The organism is Pseudomaricurvus alcaniphilus (assembly GCF_011440395.1).
GTDB lineage: Bacteria > Pseudomonadota > Gammaproteobacteria > Pseudomonadales > Cellvibrionaceae > Pseudomaricurvus > Pseudomaricurvus alcaniphilus.
This window is the reverse complement of sequence record NZ_JAAOIX010000002.1, coordinates 163723-190265: the sequence shown is the minus strand read 5'-3', so window position 1 is coordinate 190265 and position 26543 is coordinate 163723. Positions and strand designations below refer to the sequence as shown.

The window sequence follows — 26543 nt, the reverse complement described above, 5'->3', positions numbered from 1 at the left end:
TCCGGGAAAAGCGGTGCTCAGCTCGCGGTCGACGCTTTGGTCGCGTTGGTAATAGGGCGCAGGCGCTGCTTGATGCGCGCGACTATGCCGTCACTGCCAAGGCCGGCTTGCTGCAGCAGATGGGGGTGTTTGCCGTGGTCGAGGAATTGATCCGGCAGTCCCAGCGGCAATACCGGAACTTCGCAGGCTGCCGCGGCCAGCCATTCCATTACCGCGCTACCGGCGCCACCGGCAACGGCATTTTCCTCCAGCGTCACCAGCAGCGCATGGCTGCTGGCCATGCGCTGGATAAGTCCGGTGTCGAGCGGCTTGATAAAGCGCATGTCGCAAACGCTGGCGCCGAGTTGTTCGGCGGCTTGCAGGGCGGCGGGCAGCAGGGTGCCAAAATTAAGGATGGCAACGGTTGCGCCGTCGCGTACTACACGTCCCTCGCCGACCGGCAGCGGCAACAGTTCCGCCAGTTCTGGCGCGCCGCTGCCGGTGCCCCGGGGATAGCGCACGGCGCTGGGGCCAGGGTATTGGTAGGCAGTGGTGAGCAGGCGGCGGCATTCGTTCTCATCGCTGGGTGCGGCGATCAGGAGATTGGGTATGCAGCGCAGGAAGCTGAGGTCAAAGCTGCCGGCGTGGGTGGGGCCATCCTCTCCCACCAATCCGGCGCGGTCGATGGCGAAAGTGACATCCAGGTTCTGGATGGCGACATCGTGGATCAATTGGTCGTAGGCGCGCTGCAGAAAGGTCGAGTAGATGGCGACCACCGGTTTTTGGCCCTCGCAGGCGAGGCCGGCCGCGAGGGTTACTGCGTGCTGCTCGGCGATGGCGACGTCGTGGTAGCGTCGTGGGAAGCGCTGGGAAAACTCCACCATGCCCGAGCCTTCGCACATGGCGGGGGTGATGCCGATAAGGCGGGCGTCGGCACTGGCCATATCGCAGAGCCAGTCGCCAAACACCTCCTGGTATTTCTTTTTGCGGCGCGGCGGCTGGGGCTTGTTGGTGTCGTCGCTGCCCAGGACGACTTCGGCCACCTTGGGCTTCGGTTCAATTTTGTTGAGTGCGTGGTAGCCGACCGGGTCTTTCTCTGCGTGGGTAAAGCCTTTGCCTTTGCGGGTAATGATATGCAGCAGCTTGGGGCCGCCAATGCTGCGCAGATTGGCGAGGTCGTGGGTCAGTCGCTCCAGGTCATGGCCGTCGATAGGGCCGACATAATAAAAGCCCAGCTCTTCAAACAGGGTCGCGGGCGACACCATGCCCTTCATGTGTTCTTCGGCTTTGCGCGCCAGTTCCATGGCCTGGGGCATTTTGGCGAGGACTTTCTTGCCGCCCTTGCGAAAATTGGTGTAGAGCTTGCTCGCCCAAATACGGGAAAAGTAGTCGTTGAGGCCACCGACGTTTTCCGAGATCGACATGTTGTTGTCGTTCAATATAACCAGCATATCGCGACCGCTGTGGGCGGCGTGATTGAGTCCCTCAAAGGCCATGCCTGCGGTCATGGCGCCGTCGCCAATGATTGCCACCGCTTTGCGTTCGGTGCCGGCCAGTTCCGCCCCCAGCGCCATGCCCAGGGCGGCACTGATGGAGGTGCTGGAGTGGCCCACGCCAAAAGTGTCGAACTCGCTCTCCGCTCTTTTCGGAAAGCCCGACAGGCCGCCGGCCTGGCGCATACTCAACATTTGCTCGCGGCGGCCGGTGAGAATCTTGTGTGGATAAGTCTGGTGACCGACATCCCATACCAGGCGGTCAGCGGGAGTGTCGTAGCAGTAGTGCAAGGCAATGGTGAGTTCAACCACACCCAGTCCGGCACCGAAATGACCGCCGGTCTGGCCAACACTGTAGAGCAGGAATTCGCGCAACTCGCGGGCCAGCTGGGGCAATTGCTCTCTATCCAGTTGACGTAAATCGGCCGGTGAGTCGATAAGATCGAGCAGCGGTGTGGTGGGACGCTTTAGCGGGATTTCGTCAAACATTGGGTGTCGGTGGTTGTCATTGCGAGTTTGCCGGATGCTCTGGATTGCCGAGTACGGGTTGCCGGTATTTGTTCCGAACTGGCCATTTTAGGTGCAACTCCGCGGCTTGCATAGCAGTTTTAGTTACCGCGGACCTTCAGCGCGGGTATACGGCGCGCAGGTATCAACGCACCCGGCCCACTATATAGCTGGACAGCTGGCGCAGAATGTCCGCTTGACTGCCACAGTCCGCCAGCGCCTGCAGCGCCTGCTGGTGCAATTCACCGGCCTTCTGGCGAGCGCCATCGAGGCCCAGCAGAGACACGTAGGTGGGCTTGTTTTTGGCAATGTCGGCGCCCTGCTGTTTGCCCAGGGTGGCGGTATCCGAGATGACGTCGAGGATATCGTCCTGCACCTGGAATGCCAGTCCAATGGCGTCGGCATAGGTTTCCAGCTGGCGCTGCCGGGTTGTGTCGAGTTCGCCAGTGGCGGCGGCGCCCATCAACACACTGGCTTTGATCAGGGCGCCGGTTTTATGGCTGTGCATGGCCTGCAGTTGCGCCAGGCTCAGGGGTTTGTCCACGGAGGCCAGGTCCATGGCCTGGCCGGCCACCATACCCCGCGCGCCCGCCGCCTGTCCCAATAGCTGCATTAATTGCACCCGGGAGCGCCAGTCGAGGGCGGCACAGTGACTGACGCAGTCAAAGGCCAGGGTTTGCAGGGCATCGCCGGCAAGAATAGCGGTGGCCTCGTCGAAAGCGATGTGACAGGTGGGCTGGCCGCGACGCAGGTCATCGTCATCCATGGCAGGCAGGTCGTCGTGCACCAGGCTGTAGGCGTGGATGCACTCGACGGCGCTGGCTATTGCATCCTCGGCTTCGCGCTGGTTGGCGCCCGGCGTGGGGCCGGCCAAGCTGGCGCTGGCATACACCAAAATGGGGCGAATGCGCTTGCCGCCGTTGAGCAAGCTGTAGCGCATGGCGGCCAGCAGGGACTGCTCGATACTGGCTTCATCGCTTGCCGCAAGCCGCGCCAATGCGCGCTCCAGGGCCGCATCGATACGTTTCAGGCTGGCTTGAATAAACTCCGACAGCTGCGGTGTCATTGGTCGTTATCTGCGCCGCCCGGCAGGGGCTGGGCGACCAATTGGCCCTGCTCCTGCAGTAAGACCTGGACCTTTTGTTCGGCCGCGGTAAGACGGCTCTGGCAATCACGAGTCAATTTGATGCCGGTCTCAAATGCTTGCAGGGATTCCTCCAGGCTCAAATCGCCCTGTTCCATTCGGTTTACCAACTCTTCGAGTTGCTGCAGGGACTGTTCGAAGTCAACGGGTTTCTTTTTCGCTGCCACGGGGCTCGGCTCTCACTGGTCTGGGGTTTCTCTGTGCACTGATGTTGCTCTATCGGGGGGCGCAACTGAAGCGCAACCCTACAGAAGCGGCCGGCCGAGGTCAATTGCACGAATTGCAGCGGCCCGGCGACGAAAATATACCCTATTCTGGCGCGGAAACCACACAGCTGAAAAAGGCCTGCTAGACTTGAACTGGCAGACCCTGTGCAGGCTGCGGCCCAGGTGAGCAATTTAAGCCTGCCCGGGCTGGAAAATTCTCTGCGCCTGCCGCTAACAATGTCAGGGGCGATCGCGGCTGCCCCCCCGGTGTAGCGGCAGTGGTGGTTGGGTGCAGGTGGGTATTGGGTATTAAAGGCGCCCGGGATTGCGGTTTTCTGCGGGCGCTCTCGGGTGGATATCTTGAAGGAGTGATTGAGTGGATTTAGCGACAATTATCGGGCTGCTGGGCGCCATGGGCCTGATTGTAATGACGATGCTAATGAGCGGTGACCTGGCCATGTTTATCAATGTGCCGTCACTGGTCATTGTCTTTGGTGGCAGTATTTGTGCGGTCATGGCCAAGTATGGACTCGGCCAGTTTCTCGGTGCAGGCAAGGTGGTGGGCAAAAGCTTTGTCAGCAAAACCGCCGATCCACTGGAGCTTATCGATCAGATTGTTGAGCTGGCCGATGCCGCGCGCAAGGGCGGCCTGCTGGCCCTGGAAGGGGTGGATGTGGGCAACGACTTTCTCGCCCGGGGGATTCAATTGCTGGTGGATGGCCACGATCCGGATGTGGTGCAGCGCTTGCTGTCCAACGATCGCAACCTGGCGGTGGAGCGTCACAACACCGCCTCAACCATATTTTCCGCCCTGGCAGGTATGGCGCCCGCCATGGGAATGATCGGTACCCTGATTGGCCTGGTGGCCATGCTGGCCAATATGGATGACCCCAAATCCATTGGTCCGGCAATGGCGGTGGCACTGCTGACCACTCTTTACGGTGCGGTGCTGGCCAATGCCTTTTGTGAGCCGGTGGCCGACAAGCTCAAGCTGCGGGCGGCAGAAGAAGCCTTGACCAAGAGCCTGGTGATCGACGCTCTGTTGGCGATACAGGCGGGCCAGAACCCGCGGGTCATCGACAGTATGCTGCGCACCTACCTGCCCGAGGGCAAGCGTGAAGTGGCCAGCGCGGGATAAGCCAGATGAGCGATGATGACCAAAACTGCAAGTGCCCACCACCGGGGCTGCCGCCCTGGATGGGCACCTTTGCCGACCTGATGTCGCTGCTGATGTGCTTTTTCGTTTTGCTATTGTCATTTTCCGAAATGGATGCGATGAAATTCAAGCGTCTGGCCGGCTCCATGGCGCAGGCGTTTGGCGTACAGAACAAGCTCAATGTCACCGACGTACCCAAGGGCACCAGTATTATTGCCCAGGAATTCAGCCCCTCTATCCCCGAGCCGACGCCGATCAACGAAATCTGGCAGAAGACCCGCGACCTGACCCAGAGCTCCCTCGACTTTGAATGTACCGACCAGTACGAAGTGCAGTTGGGTGAGGAGGGCAGCGATGCCGGTCACCAGGGTGCCAAGGCCCGCATCAAAGAGCGCCTGGAGGAGTTGATCAGCGAGACGGAGCAGGACGCTATTGACCTCGCCGCGGCGTTGCACGACCAGATTGCTAACGGTGAAATCGAAGTGGAAACTCGCGGTCGCAAGATCATTATCCGGATCCGGGAAAAAGGCTCGTTTAAACCCGGTTCGGCGGAGCTGGATGACAGTTATTTCGATGTGCTGGACGATATCAGGGGCGTGTTGCGCAGCAAGCCTGGCAAGATCCACGTGGAAGGCCATACGGATGATATTCCCATCAATACGGCGCGCTTTCGCTCCAACTGGGAGTTGTCGTCAGCCCGGGCGGTGTCTGTCGCCCATGAGTTGATGCAGGGCGATATCAATCCGCGTCGTTTTGCCGTGTCGGGATTTGCAGAAACCCAGCCGCTGGCACCGAACGATAGCCGGGAGGGGCGCGCCCGCAACCGGCGTGTGGAACTGGTCATCCAGCAGGGTCTGGATGAAGAGAGTCTCGGCAAGGACGATATCAAACTGTTGCAAGAGCAGGGGCAGGATATTTTGCGCGATTTGGATATCGATCCGGAGTATCTTTTTGACCTCAAGCCCGATGAGATTTTTTAAGGTTGAAGCATGAGTGAAGTGTCACAGGACAGAGATCGGCGTCGCTACTTTCGTATCAACGACCGGATTGGCATCAACTATCGGGTGCTGCAGCAGGATGAGCGCTCGGCCAGTGCTGGCAAGTTACGCAGTCAATCCGAACTGGAGCTGTGCGATGCCAGGGTTGGCGAATTGCTGGAAAAAATGCGCAGCCGCGACCCGGTGCTGGCTGAGTTGCTGGAGGCGATGGACAAAAAGCTTGAGTGTGTGGTGCGGCAGCTGGAGCTGGAGTCGCACATGACCCAGCGCCTGGCTTATCGAGTGCACGAAGTCAGTATCAGTGCCTGTGGCATGGCCATCACCCTGGAGGAGGCGCTGGCGGCGGATACCTGCCTGGAGCTGCAGTTGTCGCTGTTACCCGGCGATAACCGGGTGCAGTGTCTCGGCCTGGTGCTGGACAGTGAGCGGCGCGAGGGCGAAAAGGGCTATTACACCCGCATAGATTTTTGTGACCTGGCATCCCGGGACCAGGAGATCCTGATTCAGCACCTGGTGCAGAGGCAGGGTCGGCAGCTGGCGGATGGCCGTTCCCGGTCGCCGCTGTGAGAGATATCGCACAAGCGCTGCCGGTAATGTCGCCTGTCGATTGCTGCGCCAAGTGCTATTATTAATTGGCAGGGAGGCGCAGCAGGGAAGATACTTCAGGACAGTGAGGATGCTGGAACGCAACAGGCAACGGAAGGACAATTTGCCTGAACCTGCAGGATAGTGGGTCAAAGTGATTTATGCCCTGGCAGCGGGATGCTGTCAGGGCTTTTGCGTTTTGGGCCCCTGTATATTTATTATTTATTCGGATAAAGGCGTGCATGGGCGCTGCTTTCCTGGCTCCCCCGCCCTGATTCTCGCTATTCTCTCCCATGGGCCGCCTCATCTTCGCTGTTCCATCCGGCACTTTTTCGCTGCGGCGCATCTTTATTGCCCACCTCTTGTAACTACCCACTTTTTGTAACTACTCACCTTTTGCAACTAACCACCTATTGCAACTACAGGGTTTTCCGGTTTCTCCCGGCTTGGCGGCAGCCCCTCTGGTTAGTGTGGTTGCGCCGGGGAAATTTCAGGTTATAAATGCACAGATTATTGCTATGCTGCAGTCCCTTGATGCGCCTGGCGTGGTAAGTCGGCGCTGATCGATTTTGCGCCGGGCTGCGTAGATTCTGTTTACTGTCAAAGTTGTTTGGAGACCTCGCTATGAATGTTAGAACCCTGATTGCCGCACTCGTGGTCGCGGCCACCCCCTTGTTTGTGCAAGCCGGTGATGCCGCTGCCGGCAAGGCCAAGGCGGCGGTCTGCACCGCTTGCCATGGTGCCGATGGCAAGGCCATGATCCCCACCTACCCCAACCTCGCCGGGCAAAACGCCCAGTACCTGGAGCTGTCGATGAAGGCCTATAAAAATGGCCAGCGCAGCGGTGGCCAGGCGGCGATTATGGCCGGCATGGCGGCTCCCCTGAGCGACACTGATATCGCTAATCTGGCGGCTTATTTCAGTTCACTGTAGGCGGCGCCTGTCAGGAGAGCGGTGCGTTAGCCCGCGACGGGTTTCCGGGTCGCCGGCGAGGGCGGCGCTGCTATTGCGCTGCCGGGCAAAGCACTTGACCCGGGGCCAGTGCATCACTCAAGCTTTCTGAAAGCAACGGAGGCGAGCAGTGAAAATAGGTTTAATACTGGTAGGTGATGAAATTCTGTCGGGCCGCAGGGTGGACCGGCATATGCCGCGGGTGGTGGAGATGTTGCGCACCCGCGGCCTGTGCTTGAGCTGGGTCAGGATTCTCGGCGACGAACCCGAGGCTTTGGTGGCCTGTTTCCGCAGTACCTTTGCCAGTTCTGACCTGGTGTTTAGCACCGGTGGTATCGGGGCAACGCCGGACGACTTGACCCGAGCGGCGGTGGCACAAGCCCTGGGGCGGCCCACTGAGCGGCACCCGCAAGGGGTCACGCTGCTGCAAAAATTTGCCCGGGAGACCGGTCGCGAATTGACCCCGGAGCGCTACCGGCTGGTGGAATTTCCCCGCGGCTCCGAATTGATACCCAATCCCTACAATGGCATTCCGGGCTTTCGCATCGACCATCACCACTTCGTGCCCGGTTTTCCGGAGATGGCCTGGCCGATGCTGGAGTGGGTGCTGGACAACCTCTACCCGGATTTACAGGACGCACAGTACAGCGAGTCGTCACTGCTGGTCTACGGAGCCAATGAGAGCCGGATCATTCCCTTGATGGAGGCGGTTATGGGGCAGTACCCCGGGGTGCGCTTGTTCAGCCTGCCGATACTGGAATCGCCGCCGCGCATCGAGCTGGGGGCCAAGGGCCCTCTGTTGGAGGTAAAAGCGGCGATAGCGGCAATCAAGGCCAGGCTCAGCAGCATGGGGGTTGACTGGCAGCGCCAGGATTGAGCGCCGTGCAGGGCACCCCCGAGTGCGCCTCAGGCGACCCGGGCGACATCCACGGAAACGTTTAGTATGGGTCGTTCACCGCCGCCGTAAATCACTCCCTTGAGGGGTGTAACATCAAAAAAATCCCGCCCCCAGGCGGTGATGATGTGCTGCTCTGCAGCCATACAATCATTGGTCGGATCAAATTCAAACCAGCCCTCGGTGGGTGAATACACCGATAACCAGGCGTGGCTGGCGTCGGCACCCACCAGCTTTTCCTCCCCCGGTGCTGGCAGGGTTTCGAGATAGCCCGATACATACTTGGCCGGAAAGCCCAGCGACCTGAGGCAGCCGATCTGCAGGTGGGCGAAGTCCTGGCACACCCCTTTGCGGGTTTGCAGTACCTCGGTCAGCGGAGTGGCCACTGTGGTGGACTGGGGCGAGTAGGTGAACTCCCGGAATATACGCTGGGTCAGTTCCATAACCGCCGAGAGCAGCGGCCGATTGTCCTCAAACGAGGGTGCCGCGTACTCGCGCAGCTCGTCGCTGGCCTTGATCATGGAGGAGTTCAAGAGCATCTCCCGGGCAAAGAGGGTGTCCGGGCGGGTGGAGCTGCGCAGTTGCTCGCGGGCCTCGGCGCAGGTCACGCCCAGGTCCAGGTTGATGGCCGAATGTTGCGGGCCGGTTTCCACTTCGCTGGTAGCAGTGATGACCAGCTGCTTGTGGGGGCGCTGGATCTCAAAGTGATAGGCCTGGTTGCCGAAATAATCCTGCCGGCGCGTGGTGTGGGCGGCAAATGGGTTCATGCGAATATGGCTGTGCAAACAGGACTGGCGCAGGGTACTGCGCGGAATCATATGCGCCAGGTTATAGCAGTGAGTGACCCGGCCGCTGTAGAGGTATTCGGTGATATGTTTGACTCGGTAGCGCACTAGTCATTCTCCCACAGGCTGCTGACCAATTGCTGCGATGTTTCCCGGTGGTCGAAGTACTTGTCACTGACCAGTTCACTGATTTCAGCCAGCGCCTTGCTGACGTTGTCCAGTACTTTTAACAGTTTCATACGACGGCCGTCCTTGCGGCTACTTAACTCGGTCAGCAGTGACAGTTTGACCAGGGTTTCCGCCTCCAGGGCCGCTCGCTCTTCCGGCAGCAGTTCGTGGCGCGACTCGGGAGCCTTGGGCAGGTTTTTGATGTGCGCGCTCAGGCATTCCAGCTGGTGCAGCAGGGATCTGGGGTTGGAAGTGTCCATCATCACCAGGTCGAGGGTGGGCTGTACCCCCATTCTGGCCCGGTAGCGGCGGCGGTAACTGATCAGGCCCTCTACCGACAGCAAAAGGGATTGCAACAGCACCGCCTGGTCGGCCTCCGGTGCTTCGGTCACCACCAGGCTCTTGATGATATTGATGGTCTGCACGGCCCGCTCCAGGCGCCGGCCGATGTCCATAAAGCGCCAGCCCAGGTCCCGGACCATACTCTCGTGGGCCAGGCCGGACAGTGCCATCAAGGCAGTAACCAGCGGGTCCAGTGCTTCTTCCGCTGCGACTGCTCCGCCGCTGAGGCTGCTGTCGAGATCGGCCAGGGCGTCGCGAATATCGTTGATGACCCGCAGGGTGTCCGAGGACAGCAGCTCCTTGGATTCGTCAGCGCAGTAGAGCATGGCGTTGAGGTTGGCACAGACGCTGCCGCTGCGATCCGCGTCCTTGACGATCCGCAGCAACTCTTTTTCCGGGTTCTGGATCAATTCCGGCGTGGCGCCCTTAAAGCCCGGGTGAGTGGCGGTGATTTCGGTCACGGCTTCCAGCAGCAGGCGTTTGCAATTGCTGGAGACCGGTTCTTCGCCGTTGGTGGCCAGGAATACGGTGCGCAAAATGCGCAGCGAGGCCTCGGCCCGCTCGGCGTAGCGCCCCATCCAGAACAGGTTTTCCACCACCCGGCTGGGCAGGCTGATCAGGTCGGCGTCGCGCACCGGGCTGATGGATTCGTCGCTCTCCGCCGGGGTGCGGCTGGTGATCGGTTCGGAGTTGATGATCCAGGTGTCTTTGCTCATCGACCCCAGTTGACTGGAGATCAGGAACGAGTCCTGCTCCCTGCCGACCCGGGTCAGGCCGCCGGGCATGACGGTGTAGGAGTTGACACCGGCCACGGCAAAACTGCGCAGGATGGCTGGTCGTGCATGCAGCCCGGTTTCGCTGTAGGTGGGCAGGCGCCCGGCGGGCAGGGTGGGCTGGGCTACAAATTGCATGGGATTGTGGAGAATGCGCGCCCGCAGTTCCTGCAGTTGTGCTGCGCTGAGCGAGCCGCCGTAGGCGCTGTGGCTGCCAGCCACCCGGTACACGGGCTTGATGACCAGAGACTGCAGGTTAGCCAGCACGTAGGCCTTGTCCTCGGGGTCACCGCACCAGTAGGTGGTGACCGACTTGAGGCGCAGCTCCCGTCCCAGCAGCTCTTTGGCAATCTGTGGCAGGTATTTGATAAAGATCGGGTTTTCCAGCACTCCGGCACCGAGGGGGTTGGCAATTACCACGCGCCCGGCGCGGGCCACGTCTAGCAGGTTGGCGACCCCCAGTTGCGAATCGCTGCGCAGCTCCACCGGGTCGCAATACCAGTCGTCGACCCGGCGCAGGATGACGTCGACGCGGCTCAGGCCGTCGAGGGATTTCATCCAGACATAGCCATTGCGCACCACCAGGTCACCGCTCTGGACCAGGTGAAAACCGAGGTAATTGGCGAAATAGGCGTGCTCGAAATAGGTTTCGTTGTGGGCGCCAGGAGTCAGTACCACCACCCGGGGGTGGTCGTGGTTGGGTGACAGGGCAGTGAGCTTGGCGCGCAGCTGTTGAAAGAAACCGGCCAGGCGGTGCACCTGGCTGTCGCGGTACAAGCTCGGCAGTACGCGCGACATAACGGTGCGATTTTCCAGGGCGTAGCCGGCGCCGCTGGGGGACTGGGTGCGATCCGTGAGCACGCACATGGAGCCGTCTTCGGCGCGCATCATGTCGACAGCGTGCAGGATTAATTCGTGCTTGCCGGGTATTTGTATGCCCTGGCAGGCGCGCAGAAACCCCTGATGACCAAACAGGGCTTCCGGCGGAATGGCCGCCAGGCGAATCAGGTCGCGGGGGCCATAAATGTCTTTTAATAGCAGGTTAAAAAGTTCGGCGCGCTCCAGCAGGCCGGCCTCGATGCTGCCCCACTCCTCACTGCTAAGCAGGGCCGGGACCAGGTCCAGGGCCCAGGTGTGGGAGGGGTTTTTGTGATCGCTGTAGATGTTGTAGGTGGCGCCGTCGTCACGCAGGATGCGTTGGGCCTTACCAATTCGATCCTGGAAGGCGATCGGGCCGAGGGCGTTGATACTGTGCAGCAACTTGGCCCAGTGGGGCTTGATTTGGCCGGATGCGTCGAATACCTCATCCCGCTGGCCGGCAACCTGCTTGTAGATGAGTTCCAGTGGTGTGGTATTGGACTGGGTGGCAGTTTGGGTCACAAATTTACCTGCTGCTGGGGCCTGGGGCGGGGGCAATTCGCCGTGGAAGTGCCGCCTGGCGGCCGCTTCCACGGGTTGTTAGCCCCCGCATGGCAGTGTTGGATCGAGCCTGAGCTGTCCCTGCCAGGGCGAGGGGGATGGATATTATGTCATCTGGCCCGCACTCTTCAACCTCAATTCCAACACATCGGCCCCGCGCTTGCACCTGCTATTTGCAGTCTCAACCCTGCCAGTTGGCTTTGCGCCGCAGGTCGAGGGTGTGCGGATACTCGTCCGGTGACTCCTCCGGCGGCGGTGCCATAGGCCGCGGCGGGTGATTGACCGGGAAGAATTCACGCAGCGCATCGACCTCGGGCCGCGGGGTATAGGGCCCTGGAGTGTGGCTGAGGTTGTCGAAGCGGTTGCCGCGTCGGGATTCCGCTTCGAAGGCATTGACCGGAAAGGTCTCGTAGGAGCGGCCACCCGGGTGCGAGACATGGTAGGTACAGCCGCCAATAGAGCGGCCGTTCCAGGTGTCGATCAGGTCAAACACCAGTGGTGTCTGCACGCCGATGGTGGGGTGCAGGGCCGACGGTGGCGCCCAGGCTTTATAGCGCACTCCGGCCACCGCTTCGCCCTTGCGACCGGTGCTGCTGAGCGGCACGCGCCGGCCATTACACGCCAGCACATAGCGGCTATCGGTCATGCCGTAGACTTTTACCTGCAGGCGCTCCACCGAGGAGTCGACGTAACGGGCGGTGCCGAAGCTGCCAGACTCTTCACCCAGCACGTTCCAGGGCTCGACCGCCCAGCGCAGCTCGATTTCAATGCCGTCCAGGTCGGTGCGGCCATAGTGGGGAAAACGGAACTCCTCAAACGGCAGCAGCCATTCCACCTTGAACGGATAGCCGTGATCGTTGAGGTCGGCGACCACTTCCTGCATGTCCTTCCACAGGTAGTGGGGCAGCATGAATTTGTCGTGCAGCTGGGTGCCCCAGCGCACCAGCGGCTTCTTGTAGGGCTCCTTCCAGAAGCGTGCCACCATGGTCCGGATCAGCAGTGCCTGCACCAGTGCCATGCGGCTGTGGGGGGGCATTTCAAAGCCGCGAAACTCGAGAATACCGAGCCGGCCCGCGGGCCCGTCCGGCGAGTAGAGTTTGTCGATACAGAACTCGGCCCGGTGGGTGTTGCCGGTGATATCGATCAGCAGGTTGCGCATCAGGCGGTCGATCAGCCAGGGCTGGTCGGCCAGGCCCTCGGGCATCTGCTGGAAGGCAGTCTCCATTTCGTAGAGCATTTCGTCGCGCCCCTCGTCCGGGCGCGGGGCCTGGCTGGTGGGGCCGACGAAGGCGCCGGAGAAAACGTAGGAGAGGCTGGGGTGGTGCTGCCAGAAGGTGACAAAGCTGCGCAGCAGGTCTGGTCGCCGCAGCAGCGGGCTGTCGCCCGGGGTGGGGCCACCGAGGGTAATGTGGTTGCCACCGCCGGTGCCGGTGTGGCGACCGTCGAGCATAAACTTTTCGGTGCCGAGCCGGGATTCCCGGGCGGCGGCGTACAGCTCGACCGTATTGGACATCAGCTCACGCCAGTTGGTGGTCGGGTGTACATTGACCTCGATCACGCCGGGATCCGGAGTGACCAGCAGCTTTTGCATGCGGTAGTCCCGCGGCGGCTCGTAGCCCTCGATGATCACCGGAGTATTGAGCTTGGCCGCGGCTTCTTCGACCGCAGCAATCAACTCGACGTAATTGTCGAGGCTGTATAAAGGAGGCATAAAAATGTGCAGTTTGCCGTTGCGCGGCTCGATACACAGGGTGGTGCGGATCACGGGGCGCATCAGCTTCAGGGCCTCGGCCTGTTCTTCCGCTGTTTCCTCGCTTTTGTGCTTTTGCGCACTGACCTGCTGGGGCGCGGCGTAGAGTTGCGCCTCTTTGACCGGCGACATGGGGAAGCTCATTTTTGCGCGTTTTTGCAGCGGTTCTGCCGGTTCGAACGGATCTTTGGTGACCGGCACCTCCTGTTCCGCTGACCAGGGCAGCTCACCCAGGGGCAGGCGCAGTCCCATGGGGGAGTCGCCCGGAATCAGGGTCAGGCGATCGCGCCGGGTTTCCCACAGGCAGGTGTTCCAGCAGTTGCCGACCGGATCCCACTCCAGCGGAATAATATAGCCACTGGGGTTTTTCAGGCCCCGCTCCAGGATGCTGGCCAGGCGCGCGCGCTCGCCGCTATCCTTGGCCTTGCCGATGGCTGTGTCGATATTGACCGGCAGCTTGCGCTCTTGCAGCAAATAATGCAGCGCATCCTCGTAGGCGGGCTGGGCAAATTTCTTGCTGACTCCCAGCAGCTTGGCCAGTTCCAAGGTGTAATCCTTGGCCGTTTTGATGGTGTGGCCGTAATCCTTGTCGACCCGAGCCAGCAGTTTGGGGTTCTGCCAGAATGGCTCTTTGTCCTTGCGCCAAAAGACGCCCAGGGCCCAGCGCGGTACTTCTTCCCCCGGATACCATTTGCCCTGGCCGTAGTGCAGCAGGCCATTGGGGGCGAAGTGATCGCGCAGCTTCAGCAGCAGGGTTTTCGACAGGCTCAACTTTTGCTCGCCGAGGGCGGCGGTGTTCCACTGCGCCGACTCCATATCGTCGATCGAGACGAAGGTGGGTTCACCACCCATGGTCAGGCGTACATCGTTGGCTACCAGCTCCTTGTCGACCTCGTCGCCGAGCAGCAGGATGTCGGCCCACTGGTCATCGGTATAGGGTTTGGTGACGCGGGGGTCTTCGAGAATGCGGGAGACCTCGTTGATGTAATCAAACTCAACTTCACACTTGTCGGTGAAGCCGTCGATGGGCGCCGCCGAGACCGGGTCCGGGGTGCAAGCCAGGGGGATGTGCCCCTCGCTGGCGAACAGGCCGGAGGTGGGGTCGAGGCCAACCCAGCCGGCGCCGGGCAGGTAGACTTCGCACCAGGCGTGCAGGTCGGTGAAATCCTCTTCGGCGCCGGAAGGGCCGTCGAGGGATTTTTCGTCCGGCTTGAGCTGCACCAGGTAGCCGGAGGCAAAGCGGGTGGCCAGACCGAGATAGCGCAGCAGTTGCGCCATAAGCCAGGCGGAATCCCGGCAGGAGCCCTTGCCCAGTGCCAGGGTTTCTTCGGGTGTCTGTACACCAGGCTCCAGCCGGATCAGGTATTTGATCATTTGCTGCAGTTGCTGGTTGACCTCTACCAGGAAGTCGTTGGTCGACCTCTCTTCCAGGGAAATGGATTTCAGCAGCTTCTTGAACAGTGGGCCCTGGGGGATTTTTTCCAGGTAGGGGCCCAGCTCCTTGCGCAATTGCTTGGGGTATTTAAAGGGGAATTTCTGGGCGTAGTCTTCGAGGAAGAAATCGAATGGATTGATGACGGTCATGTCCGCCTGCACTTCCACCTCGACCGAGAATTTGTCGGTTTTTTCCGGAAACACCAGCCGCGCCAGGAAGTTGCCGTAGGCATCCTGTTGCCAGTTGATAAAGTGATTGGCCGGCTCCACCTTGAGGCTGTAGCTGTGGATCGGCGTGCGGCTATGGGGTGCCGGGCGCAATCTGACGGTGTGAGGTGACAGGTTGACCAGGCGGTCAAACTTGTAATAAGTATTGTGATTCAGTGCAACGCGGATGGTCATGGCTGTGTGTGTTCCGTTTATTCATGGCCCCGGCACCGCAACTGGTACGCCGGGGATATAGCTTGGTTAGTTAAGTGTGCTCTCGCCTCATTCCTGGTAGGGGTCATTCGTGCGCAGGAAACCAGGTGTCACTGATAATAATATGAATATTGGTCAGCAGAATTTGCAGCTGGTTGAAGTGCTCCAGCAACTTGGAGTCCAGGTCCTGGTGATTGATCTCCGCCCCCAATTGCTTCTGGATGTCTTTCAGCTTTTTCAGTGCCGTTTGGGAGCGGGGCAGTTTAGCACAGGACCCGATGATGGCGCCGATACAGTGGGCGATGGATTTTGGAAACACCGTATCATTGAGCAGGTAGGGCACGACTTCCTCGCCTATTACGGGTGAGCGCGTGGCTCGCAGGTAATATTGCGAGGCGTTCAGTGAGCGCAGCACACTGCCCCAGATGATCTGCCGGCTGTTGATGGCACTGTCGTCATTCTTGAGTTCGATAATGGCAGTCAGCCCGGCTTCCAGGTAGCGCGACGTCATGTCAGCGCGCTCGAGGTTACGGCCGATGTGAAGGAACTCCCAGGCGGCGTCCTGGGGCATGGTGCTAAACAGCAGGCCGTTGATCTGCAGGCAGCCCTTGGTGACATCCTCGAGGAATTCGTGCCGCGAGCGGCGGTTGAGCGCCAGTTCAATATTGTCCTGGACGTACATGCTGAGCTCGCAGATCATCTCCCAGGCTTCCTCCGGCACGGCGTCCCGGGTGGTGCGCACATTCTCGCGCACCGCCCGCATGGAGTTGATCAGCGACGAGGGGTTGTCTTCATCACCGAGCAGGAATTTGACCACATTGCGTTCGGTGCGATTGGTGTAGCGTTCGCCAAAGGCTTCTTCCAGGTCGTTGATAATGATCAGGTTGTACCAGCTCAGGCTGACATTGTTGGGCAGGTCAAACAACAGCGACTGATAGATGCTGACCAGGCGCACGGTGCTGCTGATGCGCTCCAGGTAACGGGCCGACCAATATACTCTCTCTGCAACTCTGGATAACATTATGCTTTTGCCTCCGGGTGGGTATCCACAATCCAGGTGTCCTTGCTGCCGCCGCCCTGGGAGGAGTTCACTACCAGGGAGCCTTTTTTCAGTGCCACCCGGGTAAGACCGCCGGTGGTGACGTAACTGTCTTTCGCCTGCAGCACAAAGGGGCGCAGGTCCAGGTGACGCGGCTCCGGGGTGTTGCCCTTTTCCGTAAAGGTGGGGGCGGTGGAAAGGGCCAGGGTTGGCTGGGCGATATAATTGCGCGGTTTGGCCTTAATCAGTTCGGCAAAGGTCTCGCGCTCTTTTTTGGTGGAGTGAGGCCCGATCAGCATACCGTAACCGCCGGACTCGTTAGCGGGCTTCACCACCAGCTTGTCGAGATTGGCGAGTACATAGTCGCGCTGCTTCTTGTCATAGCAGAGAAAAGTTTCGACATTGGGTAGCAGTGGGTCTTCACCGAGGTAGTATTTGATGACCTCCGGTACGTAGGCGTAGACCACCTTGTCGTCGGCCACCCCGGCGCCCGGTGCGTTGGCGAGAGCAACGTTGCCGGCTTTCCAGGCGCGCATCAGGCCGGTGACACCGAGAGCGGAATCCTTGCGGAATGCCTCGGGGTCAAGAAACAGGTCATCGATTCGGCGATAGATGACATCGACCCGCTCCAGCCCGGCAATGGTTTTCATGTAGACGCAGTCATCGTCCTGCACCACCAGGTCGCTGCCCTGTACCAGTTCAGCGCCCATTTTCTGTGCCAGGAAGGCGTGCTCGAAGTAGGCGGAGTTATAGATGCCGGGAGTCAGGACTGCAACAACCGGCTTCCTGATTTTTCGCGGTGACAGGCTGGTCAGGGTTTCAAACAGGTGGGAGGTGTAGGCTTCAATCGGGGCAATATCAACTTTTTCAAAGACATCCGGCAGCACTCGTTTCATGATGGAACGGTTCTCCAGCATGTAGGAGACCCCGGAGGGTACCCGCAGGTTGTCTTCGAGAACGTAGAATTCGCCATCTTTATCGCGCACCAAATCAGTGCCGCAAATATGGGCCCAAACCCCATAAGCGGGCGAAATGCCTTCGCATTCTTTGCGGTAATTGGTGGATTGCTTCAGCACGTATTCGGGGATGACGCCATCCTTGATGATTTTTTGACCGTTGTACAGGTCGTCGATAAACATATTCAGCGCTTGCAGGCGCTGCTTCAGGCCGGCGTCGGTCTTGTCCCACTGGGTCTTTGAGATCACCCTGGGGATAATGTCAAAGGGCCAGGCCCGGTCGATATTGCCCTCGTCGGTATACACGGTAAAGCTGATACCCATGTCCTTTATCGCCAGCTCGGCCGCCAGTTTGCGAGAGCTGACTTCCTCATCGGTCAGGGACTTGAGGTAGGAAACCAGCTTTTGCGCCGGTTTGCGAGCGTTACCATTGGGGCCGATCAACTCGTCATAGAACTCGCCCGATTGATAGTCGTTCCAAGCAGTGGTCATAAATAAACTCTAAGGTTGATTTGCGTGTTTGCCGGCGGCGGGACGATCACCAGGGAGCCGGTTGCCGATGGGATTAAGTGGCTGGTCAGCCGAAGTTGCCAATGTTGCCAGAAATACTGGCGAGGGCAAGACATGGATAAGAACCTTCCTGTGTTGTGTTGATACATTCATTGTATCCAGCAGGAAACGTACCAGATTATTTCGAATGTTGCATCCGTTCAGTGCGGGATTTCTGTCGAGAGTTGTGCGCCGGCGTTTGAGCGCCGTGAAATGGCTGTGCCAGCCGGGTTATTGAACCGGCTGGCACAGCGTTGGTGCAGCAATACAAATGGCAGCAGCGGCCGCTTTAGCCCAGAAACTCTTCCACTTTAGCGACCATGTTTTTCGAGCCCACAAAGAAGGGTACGCGCTGATGCAGTTCAGTGGGCTTGATGTCGAGGATGCGCTGGTTGGGGCCGGCGCTGGCACTGCCGCCGGCCTGCTCGGCAATCAGGGCGATGGGGTTGCACTCATACAACAGTCGCAATTTACCGTTGGGGTAGCTGCTGGAGGTCGGGTAGAGGTAGATGCCGCCCTTGATCAGGTTGCGATGAAAATCGGAAACCAGCGAGCCAATATAGCGCGAGGTATAGGGGCGATGGCTGGCCAGGTCTTCCTCCTGGCAGTATTTGATGTATTTTTTCACCCCCGCGGGGAAATGGATGTAATTGCCTTCATTGACAGAGTAGATGCGACCGTCTTGCGGCATTTGCATATTGGGGTGCGAGAGGTAAAACACTCCGAGGCTGGGGTCGTAAGTGAAACCGTTGACGCCGTTGCCGGTGGTGTATACCAGCATAGTGGAGGAGCCGTAAATCACATAGCCGGCGGCAACCTGGTCTTTGCCCGGCTGCAGGAAGTCGGCCTCGGTCACCGCTTCGCCGGTGGGTGAAACCCGTTTGTAAATGGAAAAGATGGTGCCGACCGAGACATTGACATCGATATTGGAGGAGCCATCCAGGGGGTCCATCAGCACCACGTACTGCGCGTCCTTGTTGTGGCCCTCATCAAAGGTGACGTAATTGTCCTCCTCTTCAGAGGCGATGCCGCAGGCCACTCCGCGGGCGGCAAGGGCGGTCTTGAAGCGGTCGTTGGCGAACACATCCAGTTTCTGTTGTTGCTCTCCCTGGATATTTTCCTCCCCCGCTGCGCCGGTGATATCCACCAGTCCGGCCTTGTTGATTTCCCGGTGTACCACTTTGGCGGCGAGGCGAATCGATGAGAACAGCAGTGTCAGGGCGCCGGACGAGCCCGGGTATTGAGATTGGCGTTCGATAATGAATTCGCCCAGAGTCTTGGTTGTTTGCATAGTGGGGTGTGTCCTTTGCGGGGTGGCATTTTGGGGGAGCCTAGTGTCTCAGGTGATGCCGATTTGTCAACCGGCCCGTGCGCCGTTGTGGCTGCTCAGCGGGCGCGGCTGGTGATGGCGCGAAAATCTACTATATTGATGGTTGATGCTTATGGTGACGGTATTTCGCCGCCGGCCTTTCGATTGTGCCAATTGTCGATAATACTTTAAGAAATAAACACTTAACTAAAGCTGCGCCACCCATGCCACTGGAAATTGCGGGAATTGAGTAATACTGGATGAAAGGGTTTTTAAGCCTCAAGTGGCAAGCCGTGGTGTTTGTCAGTGTGATATTGATCATCGGCGGAGGCCTGTTCGCATTCTATGGCAAACAGGGCCTGGAGCAAGCCTATGCCAATGACCGGGAGCGCCGCTTTGTCGATCGTCGCTACGCCATCGAGGCCTCGCTGTTGACAATCCAGTCACAATTGATTCGTCTGGCAGGCCATATGCAGGGGTTGGCGGTGGAGCAGCACGCGGCGGCAGATGTTGCCACGATCAGCTCTGTCATAGGCTCGAACTGGGGGCAGTTGAATTTCGAATGGGGGGTCGATTCCATTGTCATTACCGATGCCGATGGCCGGCTGTTAAATCACTGGGGCAGCGAGCTGGATGTGGCGGCGATGCCCGATGATTGGGCCCGGCAGGTGCTGGCGGAAGAGCAGCCGCTGGCCAAGATTTGGTGTCCTTCGGCCTGCGTTACCGTGGCGTTGCTGCCGATTTTTAACACCGACGACAGTGTCGGGCTTATGTACTTCACCAGCTCGCTGGCAGACGTGGTGCTGCAGTTCCGGGCGGCGACTTCAGCCAATATCGGTATTCTGGTGGCGAACAAGGCTGAGTCTGAAACAGAACACCAGTTGCTACAGGGCTGGGATAAAAGAGTCGTGGCGCTTACCAACAGCGCAACTTCCCTGCCCGTACTGATGCAGTTGGCGAGCCAGAAATCCTTTGCCAGGGCGGTGGCGGCTGACAGGCACCTGGTTGCTTTGGGCTCCAAAAATTACGAAGTTCGCTTTCTGCAACTTACCGCCATGGATCGGCCGGATACCGTCAGCCTGGTGGTGCTGGACGATATCAGTTCTGATCTGCAGGCTCTGCAGCGGGCTGTGACCGGCTATATGCTGGTGTCCCTGCTGACTACCCTGGGGGCTGAAGCCGTGTTGCTGCTGTTACTGTGGCGACCCATGCTGCGATTGCAGACCGTGGCCACCAATTTGCCGAAACTGGCTGGCCAGAATCGGGCCGAAGCGCGCAGGCTGCTGGCCGGTAACAACAGTAACAACTACCTGCTGCGCAACGAAATACACAATTTATACGATGCCGCCATCCTCTTGTCCGACACCCTCGACAAGCTCGATGCCGAAGTGTTATCCCGTTCGGAACACCTTAAAAAGCGTCGCCAGGAGCTGCTGGAAGAGCGCAATTTCGTCACTCGCCTGCTCAACCATGTGCATGTGGTGATTCTGACCCAGAATACCGCGGGAGAATTGTTGCTGGTCAATGCCGAGGGCAAGAAGCTCCTCGGCTTGCAGGTGGCGAGCTCCGGGGGCGCACTCTTTACCTCCCATCTCCTGAAAAATGATCGCGACAGCTTCACCCACGGGGTGGAAAAATTACTGAGTTACCAGGTCACGGAGTTCCGCCAGGAGCTGGAGTTTCACTGTGCCTCTGGCAAGCTGCTGCAAATGGAGTGGTATCACAGTTGCCTGCCCAACGAAGATCGTGAGCAGGTGACCATACTCTCGGTGGGGCTGGACCTGAGCGATCGAAAAAAGGCGGAGGAGAACCTCGCCTGGTTGGCAGATCACGACCCGCTGACGGAAATTTACAATCGGCGCCGCTTCCAGAGCGAGTTTCAGAAGGCCCTGAATGTCAGCAAGCGCACCGGTGAGCCGGGGGCGGTGATTTTCTTCGATATCGATCAGTTTAAATCCTTCAATGATACCGGTGGCCATATGGCCGGCGATATTATTTTGCAGCAGATTGCCTGGCGCTTGAAGCGGGAGATCAGGGAAACCGACATTATCGCCCGCCTGGGCGGGGATGAGTTCGCGGTGCTGCTTGAAAATTCCGACCAGGAGGGTGTGCTCGCTTTTGCCAGCAAGTTGTGTGACCAGATTCTGGCGGTTGAAATACAAGTCCAGGATAGCAGCTATCGGGCCAGCATCAGTGCCGGGGTAGCGCTGTTCCCCCAGCACGGAACCAGCATCGAAGAGTTGATGGCAAATGCCGACTTCGCCATGTACGCGGCGAAATCCCTGAGTAATGCGCGCAACAGCTGGCAATTGTATTCGGGCTCGGAAGTGGAAAAGTCCGAGTTGAAAAATATCATTAACTGGAAGACGAAAATCCAGGATGCGCTCGATAGCGATGGCCTGATTTTACATTACCAGCCCATTCTGGATATCAGGAACAACGTTATTTCCCACTACGAAGCGCTGGTGCGAATGCTCGATAAGGATGGCGGCATTATCGCGCCGGGCTATTTTATTCCGGTAGCGGAAAAGACCGGTCTGATTTACGAGATCGACTTGCGGGTGGTGGAACTGGCGGTCAAGGCGCTGAAGGAGTTCAAGGCGCAGGGCCACAAGATCAGCATGGCGGTGAATCTGTCGGCCAGGGCGATTGTCAGTGCTGACTATGTAAAGTATGTGGACCGATTGGTAGAAGATGCCGGGCTCAGCCAGTCGGACTTGATCTTTGAACTCACGGAAACCTCAGCGGTAGAAGATATAACCCACGCCGCGGAGATTATTGATGAGTTCAGGCGCCGCGGCTTCCGCTTTTCGCTGGATGATTTTGGGGTTGGCTTTTCCTCCTGGTATTACTTGCGGCAACTGGCGGTGGACTATGTCAAGCTGGATGGTTCCTTTGTGAAGAATATGGTGACGGACTTCGAGGACCGATTGTTTGTAAAATCCATAAATGATGTGGTGCAGGGTTTGGGTAAACAGTCGGTGGCGGAGTTTGTGGAAGATGAGAAAATACTGCAGTTGTTGACGCAATTGGGAGTTAATTATGCACAGGGGTATTTTATCGGCAAGCCCAGCCCCACCCTGGTGCAGCCGCCCTCGCTGTCGAGTTCTTCGCAATGAATAAGTTGCTTCCGGCCGGCGGAGGGCGCGGGATGGTGCGCTCGACACCGCTATGGTTGATGCTCGTTCTGCTGTTCAGTCTGGCCCTGCCCTGTTGGTCCGCGGACTCCAGTGTCGTTGTTATCGCCAACAAAAATCTCGAAAACGTTGCAGTCAACAGAACGTATTTGCGCTCCCTGTTTGGTATGCGGGCACGGACCTGGCCAAGTGGTGCCGCAGTCCGGGTCTTTGTTCTGAAGGATAATCATGAAGTGCATGAAAAATTTGCCAAATCAATCCTCAAAACCTTTCCCTATAACTTGAGAAAGATTTGGGATTCCCGGGTGTTTTCCGGGGTGGGGGCATCACCTACGGTGGTGGCCTCGGAAGCGGAGATGTACGAGCGAGTGTCTGAAACCGACAATGCCATCGGTTATCTTACCCGGGGCCTGGCTGGGCCGGGCGTAAAGGTACTGGAGTTAGAAAAGATATGAAAATGTTTACAACAGTACGTAAGCTGGTGTGGTTGTGGTTGCTATCCGGTGCAACGTTCAACACCGCATACGCCGTGACTATAGGTGATGTGCAAGTGCATGGATTTGCCTCACAAAGCTTTCTGCTCTCCAATAAAAACAAGTTTTTCGGCAGCAGCGATGACGGCAGTTTTGAGTTTTATGAGTTGGGTGTCAATGCCTTTTGGGAGGTCAGCCCCAAATTGCGTTTTGCCGGACAGGTTCTGGTGCGCGACGCGGGTGCTTCCGATAACGGCAAGGATCGTATCGACTACGCGTTTGCCGAGTATGTTTTTTGGGATAATGAGAGCGCTTCTGCCGGAGTCCGGGTAGGCCGGGTGATTAACCCGTTGGGTTTTTTCAATGCGACTCGAGATGTCGCTGGAACGCGCCCCAGCATTCTTCTGCCGCAGTCGGTTTACTCGGATAATAATCGCAATTTCAGTATTTCCGCGGACGGTGTCCAGGTTTATATGGTAAAGACCATAGCAAATGGGGAGTTAATGTTTGAGGCGGAGCGAGCCCGGCCTCGCACCAGGGATCCGGACCTGGAAGTGACTGTGCTCGGCGATGTCAGGCCCGGCAGCCTGGAGGGTAGGGATGACTCCTGGCTGGCAAAATTGAATTACGACTATGATTTTGGGCGCTGGCGGTTTGCCTTGACCCACGGCAAAATCAACGTAGATTATAATCCCGCGGATGGGGACGGATTGCAGGCGGGGGTGTTTGATTTTAAACCCACTTTGCTGTCGGTGCAGCACCAACAGGAGCGCTGGGGGATCACCGCAGAGTTTTTACGGCGCAGTTCGACCTTGAGCGGTTTCGGTTTCCCCGAGATCAGTGTAGATGGCGATAACTTTTTTGTTCAGGGTGACTACCGCGTTAACGATTTGAATTTTTTCCTGCGCTACGATCATACAGTGCGCAACAACGACGATCGCCGCGGTAAGCAGTATGAAGCCACCTTCAAACGCCCTGCCTACACCCGCTACGCCAAGGACTGGACCGTGGGCGGGCGCTGGGATATCAATCAGAATTTATCCCTCAATGCCGAATGGCATATGGTGGAGGGCGCCGCCTGGCTGTCAATGATAGAAAACAACGGCATCCCCAGGCATAAGTACTGGAACATGCTGATGATGTCAGTTTCGCTAAAGTTCTAGGGCTGCGGCAGGCGCCGGGGGCTCTAGTTCAGCAGCAACCGGTCATCGCGAAACAGATCCAGCTCCGGCGCCAGCGCCTGGGTATAGCGATCAAAGTAGAGAAACTGTTTGATCAGCAGGGTAAAGGTGCGGGGAAAGCGAATGCCGTAGCGTTTGCCGATGCCACTTAGCTGCAGCAGTGTGTCGTCCAGCGAGCTCTCTATGGAGGTGCTATTGTACGGGGTGCTGGCGATAGTTTTGCGATACAGGTCCTCCAGTTCCCGGGCCAGGGCGTCGGTATCGATGGCGGTGTCAGTGGCGCCAAGGGACAACAGCGCTTGCGCAGTGGTGGTGAAGTCTTCACTGGGCAGTGACTCGGATAGGGTGACCAGTGCCTGCCAGACTTCGTTGGAGATGGAGCCGACAATGCCGAAATCAATAAAACCAATCTGGCCGCTGTTGAGCATCATGATATTGCCCGAGTGCAGGTCGGCGTGGTAAATGCGGCACTGCTTGACGCTGGCGAGCCAGACATTGAGCGCCTCGACCAAGGCCAGTTCGGGATCGGAGTGCAAGCGCTTGACCGCCTCGAGATCGGTCAGTGGTACGCCGTAGAAGCGCTGCATGGTTAGAACCCGTCGGCTGGATGCCTCGGGATAGACTTTGGGCACGCAAACCCGGTCGGTGCCCAGCTGCTCTAAAAAGGTGCGGTAGGTGGCGATGTTGTCGGCTTCCTTGAGGAAATCGCACTCCTCCATCATGCTGAACTTGATCTCCTCCACCATATCGGCGACGGACAAATGTTTGAGCTTGGGCGCAACCAATTCCAGCACCTTGGTGATGGTGTGCAGCAGTGACAGGTCGGCCTTGAGAATATTGTGGGCGTCGGGGCGCTGAACCTTGATGACCACATCATCGCCGTTATGCAACCGCGCGGCGTGCACCTGGGCAATGGAGGCCGAGGCGAGGGGCTGCTGGTCGATCCAGCTAAAATGCCGGGCCGGATCTTCCAGTTCCCTGGATAGTTCTTTCTTGATGACGGCGTAGGGTAGAGGTCTGGTTTGATCCAGGCAGCCCTGGAAGGCTTCCACATATTCGGCTGGAAACACCGATGGCATACTGGCAATCAGCTGGCCGATCTTGACGTAGGTGGTGCCCAGGTCTTCGAAGATATTGCGCAGCAGCTGTGGCGAGGGCTGGCGCCGTCCGCGCAGCCAGTTAAACGCGTGTTTTTGCACAATCAGATTGGTTTGAGCGATGCGCTTGGCGCGCAACCAGGGGGTGTGAATCAGGCTGTCTATGGGCATGGATTCGGTCTCAGTAAGCGGACAATATCAATGTCTGGCATGTCCCCGGGTCGGGGTCAGCGCAGGTGTTTTTCCAGTATTGGAGCACCGTTGAACTCCGCTTGTAGCAGGGAAATAAAGGTAAAGATACCGAGCAGTTTGCGGGTCACCAGGGCAAACTGCTCGGACGGCAAGTCAAAATCGCGGTTGCCCATGGAGTTGGCGGCGATCAGGGCCGCGCGCTTCATCAGTTTGGATTCGCTCCAGCAATAGTGCCCCTCGCTGTTCAGCAGGTGCTCCGGCAGTTCTTCGGGGGCTCGCATCGGTTCCATAATCTCAATACAAAAATTGACGAACGTGCTTGTCGCTTCCTCAGAGCTCGATTCGGTCAGGCAGCCGAGACGGATCAGCCCGTCGGTCAACAGCGGCACGTCAGCGCACTGCGCGGCGGTGATGGTATCGCCGAGGGCCTGGAAAAACCCCTGGCCAACATCGAGTACGGAGCCAAAGTCCAGCAGTATGAGCTGGTCGGAGTGGGCGCCGATGGCAATACGGTAATTGCCAAAATTAGGGTCCGACTGCAGCAGTTGCCACTGGTAGACTTCCTGGAAAAATAAATCCAGCATATTTTGTGCCAGGCTATTGCGCCGCTCCTGGCTGAGGGCGGCAATCTGCGGGTCGGTGACTGCCAGCCCTTCCAGGTACTCCATGGCGATGAGGCTGTCGCTGCAGTACTGATGGTAAATGCGCGGTACCCGGTAGCGGGCATCGCCGCCCAACAATTGTGCGGCCCGTTCGGTCATGCGGATTTCCCGGGGGTAATCCACTTCGTGCAGCAACTGTTGGCGCAGCTGCTGCATCCAGTCATCAAAACCGCGGGATAGTTTGACCCAGCGGGTCAGTTTGAGCATTCGGGTAACGGCGTTGAAGTCACTTTCAATGGACTCGCGCACCCCGGGGTAGAGCAACTTCAGGCAGATCTGCTCACCGCTCTGGCGAATGGTGGCGCGGTGGACCTGGGCCAGCGAAGCCACTCCAATCGGCTCCTTTTCTATGTCCAGCTCGCCATATTGCTCACCGAGCCGCGTGCGCAACACAGCTTCCACCTCACTCCAGGGCAGGGGTGTAGTGGCTGATTCCAGCGTGTGCAGCGCTTCGGTCAGTTCTGGCGGCAATACGTATTCCCCCACCAGCGCCAGCATCTGTCCGGCCTTGACGTAGGTACCTTTCATTTGCCCGAGCTTGGCCACCAGTTTTTGTGCTTCCCTGGCCAGCAGTGGATTGCTGCTGCGGCCAGGTATTATCCGGTTGAGGGCCTTGTCGGCCATCATGGCGCCACCGGCGCGCGCGCCCGCAAAGGAGACATGCAGACTGCGCAGCAGGGAGCTGTGCTGAATTGTGCTGGATTTTCGGGTCATGGATGGTGGCGCTTGTGGGGGTTGGGTAAGGCATTTGCACACTGGCAACGGCCGGGTATTGTAACGGTTTCTCGGTGACAGGTCTTGTTTCAATGTAATTCAAACGGACGTTTTAGGCCGTAACGCCGGCTGCTATCCGATGTAGTCATTGGGCTGCCAGGGGGCAGGTATGACCGACCAGGGGGCAGTGTGACCGACGGTTTACGGAGGGGGGCGCTTGGTTGACAAG

19 protein-coding genes are annotated in these 26543 nt (G+C 58.6%); 8 read left to right on the top strand and 11 right to left on the bottom strand.

Annotated elements, in window-relative coordinates; all coding sequences use genetic code 11:
• Positions 1-17 precede the first annotated feature (17 nt).
• The 3 genes from dxs to G8764_RS06900 form a co-directional block, all read right to left on the bottom strand.
• Positions 18-1961, bottom strand: coding sequence for a 1-deoxy-D-xylulose-5-phosphate synthase (gene dxs / locus G8764_RS06910; protein ID WP_166163500.1), 1944 nt, complete (start codon positions 1959-1961; stop codon positions 18-20).
• Positions 1962-2124: 163 nt separating this feature from the next.
• Positions 2125-3045, bottom strand: a complete 921-nt coding sequence (locus tag G8764_RS06905) for a farnesyl diphosphate synthase (protein ID WP_166163498.1) — start codon at positions 3043-3045, stop codon at positions 2125-2127.
• Positions 3042-3290, bottom strand: coding sequence for an exodeoxyribonuclease VII small subunit (locus G8764_RS06900; RefSeq protein ID WP_166163496.1), 249 nt, complete (start codon positions 3288-3290; stop codon positions 3042-3044). The genes G8764_RS06905 and G8764_RS06900 overlap by 4 nt, the downstream gene beginning before the upstream one ends.
• Positions 3291-3705: 415 nt before the next feature.
• Here G8764_RS06900 and pomA point away from each other — a divergent pair, with 415 nt between their 5' ends.
• From pomA to G8764_RS06875, 5 genes are all read left to right on the top strand, one after another.
• Complete coding sequence (pomA, locus tag G8764_RS06895) at positions 3706-4467, top strand: flagellar motor protein PomA (protein WP_166163494.1); 762 nt, start codon at positions 3706-3708, stop codon at positions 4465-4467.
• A gap of 5 nt (positions 4468-4472) precedes the next feature.
• The gene (locus G8764_RS06890; protein WP_166163492.1) at positions 4473-5465 is read left to right on the top strand and encodes a flagellar motor protein MotB; all 993 of its coding nucleotides are present in this window, start codon (positions 4473-4475) and stop codon (positions 5463-5465) included.
• Between the two features lie 9 nt (positions 5466-5474).
• Positions 5475-6050 carry a PilZ domain-containing protein gene (locus tag G8764_RS06885; protein WP_166163490.1) on the top strand — a complete coding sequence of 192 codons (576 nt, stop codon included), beginning with the start codon at positions 5475-5477 and terminating at the stop codon, positions 6048-6050.
• A gap of 642 nt (positions 6051-6692) precedes the next feature.
• Entirely contained in the window at positions 6693-7001 is a 309-nt protein-coding gene (locus tag G8764_RS06880) for a c-type cytochrome (RefSeq protein WP_166163488.1), read from the top strand.
• A gap of 148 nt (positions 7002-7149) precedes the next feature.
• On the top strand, positions 7150-7896 hold the full coding sequence (locus tag G8764_RS06875) for a molybdopterin-binding protein (protein ID WP_166163486.1): 747 nt from the start codon (positions 7150-7152) through the stop codon (positions 7894-7896).
• 29 nt (positions 7897-7925) lie between these two features.
• Here the strand turns inward: G8764_RS06875 and G8764_RS22915 are convergent, their stop codons facing one another.
• From G8764_RS22915 to fbp, 6 genes are all read right to left on the bottom strand, one after another.
• A complete protein-coding gene (locus G8764_RS22915) occupies positions 7926-8807 on the bottom strand; it encodes a transglutaminase N-terminal domain-containing protein (RefSeq protein ID WP_166163484.1) in 882 nt (293 codons plus the stop codon).
• A complete protein-coding gene (locus tag G8764_RS06865; protein ID WP_166163482.1) occupies positions 8807-11362 on the bottom strand; it encodes a circularly permuted type 2 ATP-grasp protein in 2556 nt (851 codons plus the stop codon). The genes G8764_RS22915 and G8764_RS06865 overlap by 1 nt, the downstream gene beginning before the upstream one ends.
• Before the next feature lie 220 nt (positions 11363-11582).
• Positions 11583-14987: a transglutaminase family protein gene (locus tag G8764_RS06860; protein ID WP_166163480.1), complete on the bottom strand. Its 3405-nt coding sequence runs from the start codon at positions 14985-14987 to the stop codon at positions 11583-11585.
• A 103-nt stretch (positions 14988-15090) separates the two neighbouring features.
• Positions 15091-16026 carry an alpha-E domain-containing protein gene (locus G8764_RS06855; RefSeq protein ID WP_166163478.1) on the bottom strand — a complete coding sequence of 312 codons (936 nt, stop codon included), beginning with the start codon at positions 16024-16026 and terminating at the stop codon, positions 15091-15093.
• Positions 16026-17492 (bottom strand): circularly permuted type 2 ATP-grasp protein, encoded by a 1467-nt coding sequence (locus tag G8764_RS06850; RefSeq protein ID WP_166163475.1) that lies wholly within the window; start codon positions 17490-17492, stop codon positions 16026-16028. The genes G8764_RS06855 and G8764_RS06850 overlap by 1 nt, the downstream gene beginning before the upstream one ends.
• Before the next feature lie 346 nt (positions 17493-17838).
• Positions 17839-18840, bottom strand: coding sequence for a class 1 fructose-bisphosphatase (gene fbp / locus G8764_RS06845; protein WP_166163473.1), 1002 nt, complete (start codon positions 18838-18840; stop codon positions 17839-17841).
• A gap of 278 nt (positions 18841-19118) precedes the next feature.
• On the opposite strand from fbp, the gene G8764_RS06840 reads away from it, so the two are divergent.
• The 3 genes from G8764_RS06840 to G8764_RS06830 are packed head-to-tail and all read left to right on the top strand — an operon-like array spanning position 19119 to position 23631.
• Positions 19119-21977, top strand: coding sequence for a bifunctional diguanylate cyclase/phosphodiesterase (locus G8764_RS06840; protein ID WP_166163471.1), 2859 nt, complete (start codon positions 19119-19121; stop codon positions 21975-21977).
• The gene (locus G8764_RS06835) at positions 21974-22450 is read left to right on the top strand and encodes a hypothetical protein (RefSeq protein WP_166163469.1); all 477 of its coding nucleotides are present in this window, start codon (positions 21974-21976) and stop codon (positions 22448-22450) included. The genes G8764_RS06840 and G8764_RS06835 overlap by 4 nt, the downstream gene beginning before the upstream one ends.
• A 2-nt stretch (positions 22451-22452) precedes the next feature.
• Entirely contained in the window at positions 22453-23631 is a 1179-nt protein-coding gene (locus G8764_RS06830; protein ID WP_207951741.1) for a hypothetical protein, read from the top strand.
• A gap of 23 nt (positions 23632-23654) precedes the next feature.
• On the opposite strand, the gene G8764_RS06825 is transcribed toward G8764_RS06830, so the two are convergent.
• On the bottom strand, positions 23655-24917 hold the full coding sequence (locus tag G8764_RS06825; protein ID WP_166163465.1) for an ABC1 kinase family protein: 1263 nt from the start codon (positions 24915-24917) through the stop codon (positions 23655-23657).
• Positions 24918-24973: 56 nt separating this feature from the next.
• The gene (locus G8764_RS06820) at positions 24974-26314 is read right to left on the bottom strand and encodes an AarF/UbiB family protein (RefSeq protein WP_166163463.1); all 1341 of its coding nucleotides are present in this window, start codon (positions 26312-26314) and stop codon (positions 24974-24976) included.
• Positions 26315-26543: the final 229 nt, after the last annotated feature.